Raw genomic sequence first — 2,333 nt, forward strand, 5'->3', positions numbered from 1 at the left:
GTCCCCGACCGACCCCGCCCCCGCGTCCCCGTCCGGCGGGGAGGAGGCAGCCGCGCGCGGCGGCGGCCTCGTCCGCTCCCTCACGCCGCGGCAGACGACCATGATCGGCCTGGGCTCCGCGCTCGGCACCGGGCTCTTCCTGGGCTCCGGCTCGGCGATATCCGCCGCGGGACCCGCGGTGATCGTCTCGTACGCGATCGGCGCCGTCCTCGTCGCGATCATCGCCGTCCTGCTCGGCGAGATGTCCGCCGCGCATCCGGTGCAGGGCTCCTTCGGCGCCGTCGCACACCGGTACCTGGGGCCGTGGGCCGGCTTCGTCACCCGCTGGACGTACTGGTTCAGCGCCGTCGTGGTCATCGGCACCGAGGTCGTCGCCTCCGCGCTCTACCTCCGCTGGTGGTGGCCCGGAGTGCCGATGTCCGCGGCGATCCTCGCGGTCGCGGCAGTGGTGCTCGCCGTCAACGTCATCAACGTGAAGTCCTTCGGCACCACCGAGTTCTGGCTGTCCACCATCAAGGTGACCGCGCTCTGCGCGTTCATCCTCTGCGCGGCGTTCCTCGTCCTCTTCGGCCTGCCGGACACCGGGGCCACCGGCTTCGCCCACCTCACCGACGACGGCGGGTTCGTGCCGCAGGGCGTGAAGTCGATCTGGATCGCGATGTCGGTGGTGATGTTCGCGTACGCCGGGTTCGAGGTCGTCGCCATCGCGTCGGCCGAGGCCACCGACCCGCAGCGGTCCATCCGCACCGCGATGCGGCAGCTCGCCTGGCGGCTCAGCGTCTTCTACGTCCTGGCGATCACCCTGGTCGTGGCCCTGATCCCGTGGCGGCGCCTGGCCGCCGGCGACGGCAGCGTCGAGGCGAGCCCCTTCGTCCGGGTCTTCTCCGACGTCGGCGTCCCCGCCGCCGCGACCCTCACCAACCTCGTCGTGCTCATCGCCGCCGTCTCCGCCGCCAACGCCCATCTGTACGGCGCCTCCCGCCTCCTGCACTCCCTCGGCGACGACGGCCTGGCCCCGGCACCCCTGGCCCGGCTCACCGCGCGCGGGGTCCCGGCCAACGCCCTGGCCGCCTCCACCCTGGGCATCGCCGCCGCCGCACTGCTCGCCTTCTACGACGTCGGCGGCATCTTCGGGATCCTGATGTCGATCGCCCTCTTCGCGGTGTTGCTGGTGTGGCTGCTGATCCTCGCCTCCTACATCGCCTTCCGCCGCCACCGGGACGCGCATCCCGAGGAGTTCACGGGCTTCACCGTTCCGGGCGGCAGCAGGCTCGCGCTGGTGGCCGGGGCCGGGGTCCTGGCCGTCGCCGCCACCGCGATCGAGGTCCCGGACATGCGTCAGGCGGCCGGCATCGGTCTCGCCTTCACCGCCGTCCTGCTCGGCTGCTACGCGCTGACCACCCTCCGCCGCTCCCGCCGGAGCTGACGGACGGCGCTCCGAGGCACCCCCGCACCAAGACGCACCCCGACGCACCACGAGGCCGGCGTACCGCGCATCCGCGGTACGCCGGCCTCGCGCTTGAGCCGGACGGCCCAACACCCAGGCCGGGCCGTGCGGGATTCCGCCGCGTCGATGAGTCCGGGCCTCCCGGGGGGTCTATCTCTGGACGGAGACACTCCACTCACCGGGAGCAAGGCATGGGCCTCATCACCATCGAGATGTTCGCGACCCTCGACCTCGTCGGGCAGGCGCCCGGCGGTCCCGAGGAGGACCCGGCCGGCTTCCCGTTCGGCGGCTGGCAGGCGCCCCTGCTCGACGAGGTCGCCGGAGCGCAGATCGGAGCAGCGTACGAGGGCACGGACGCGCTGCTGCTCGGCCGGCGGACGTACGACATCTTCGCCGCCTACTGGCCCCACCAGGACGAAGGGGAGGACGGTGACATCGCCCGCCTGTTCAACGCGGTCCCGAAGTACGTGGCCTCCCGCGGCACGCCCGCCCTGTCATGGTCCGGGTCCACGCAGCTCGGCCCGGACCTCGCCGGGGCCGTGCGGGAGATCCGCGACCGCCATGAGAACGTGAAGGTGGTCGGCAGCCTGAACCTCGTGCAGACCCTGCTGCGCGAGAAGCTCTACGACCGTCTCGACCTGTGGCTGCACCCGGTCGTGCTCGGCGTGGGGAAGAAGGTGTTCGACGACGGGGCGGTGCCCACCAACGTCAGGCTCCTCGCGCCGCCGCAGGCGGGGCCGGCGGGAACCGTGTTCCTGCGGTACGGGATCGCCGACGGTCTCCCCGTGACGGGGGACATGAGCCGGCCCGACCGCGGTCTGGCCGACGAGGGCTGACCCCCCGGCGCGCGCCGACGCCCCGACATGGGCGGGCACACCGGTGAAAG

Annotated in this window: 2 protein-coding genes; both read left to right on the top strand. The window is 72.9% G+C overall.

Features of this window, described 5'->3' with window-relative positions; translation table 11 throughout:
- Positions 1-1,426, top strand: a 1,426-nt coding sequence (locus EAO70_RS16680; protein WP_148003768.1) for an amino acid permease, incomplete at its 5' end; no start/stop codon positions are given.
- Positions 1,427-1,638: 212 nt separating this feature from the next.
- Positions 1,639-2,283, top strand: coding sequence for a dihydrofolate reductase family protein (locus EAO70_RS16685; RefSeq protein WP_148003767.1), 645 nt, complete (start codon positions 1,639-1,641; stop codon positions 2,281-2,283).
- The last annotated feature ends 50 nt before the right edge of the window (positions 2,284-2,333 follow it).

Origin of the sequence: Streptomyces sp. adm13(2018) (genome assembly GCF_008042145.1) — a bacterium.
Classification (GTDB): Bacteria; Actinomycetota; Actinomycetes; order Streptomycetales; family Streptomycetaceae; genus Streptomyces.

What these genes read in the sequence shown, in the direction of transcription:
- EAO70_RS16685 (WP_148003767.1), top strand. Translation starts at nt 1,639, where the DNA reads ATGGGCCTCATCACCATCGAGATGTTCGCGACCCTCGACCTCGTCGGG.